The organism is Alcanivorax sp. HI0083 (genome assembly GCF_001635175.1).
In genome coordinates this window covers 1-311 of the sequence record NZ_LWFX01000553.1, presented here as the reverse complement: position 1 = coordinate 311, position 311 = coordinate 1, and the positions used below count along the sequence as shown (strand labels likewise).

Annotated in this window: 1 protein-coding gene; it reads left to right on the top strand. The window is 57.2% G+C overall.

What is annotated here, in order from left to right; translation table 11 throughout:
- Window positions 1–51: 51 nt before the first annotated feature.
- The coding region (locus A3754_RS05640) for an arylamine N-acetyltransferase (RefSeq protein WP_197468486.1) at window positions 52–311 on the top strand (260 nt) is incomplete at its 3' end.

The following is a 311-nucleotide window of genomic DNA, read 5'->3' as shown; positions in this document are numbered from 1 at the left end:
TCGGTTGAGGCCGTACCCTCCCCCTTCCTGTTGACGAACCCGGAGTCTGCCATGCCCCTTGATCTGGATGCCTATTGCCAACGTGTCGGTTATACCGGTGAGCGAACGCCTACTCTGGCCACGCTGCGCGCCTTGCAACAATGCCACCTGCTGCATATTGCCTTTGAAAACCTGAACCCTTTGCTTGGCAAGCCAGTACCACTGGATCTGGCCAGCCTGGAACGCAAGCTGGTGCAGCAGAGACGGGGTGGCTACTGCTTTGAGAACAACCTGTTATTCATGGCGGTGCTTACAGAGCTGGGCTTCACCGT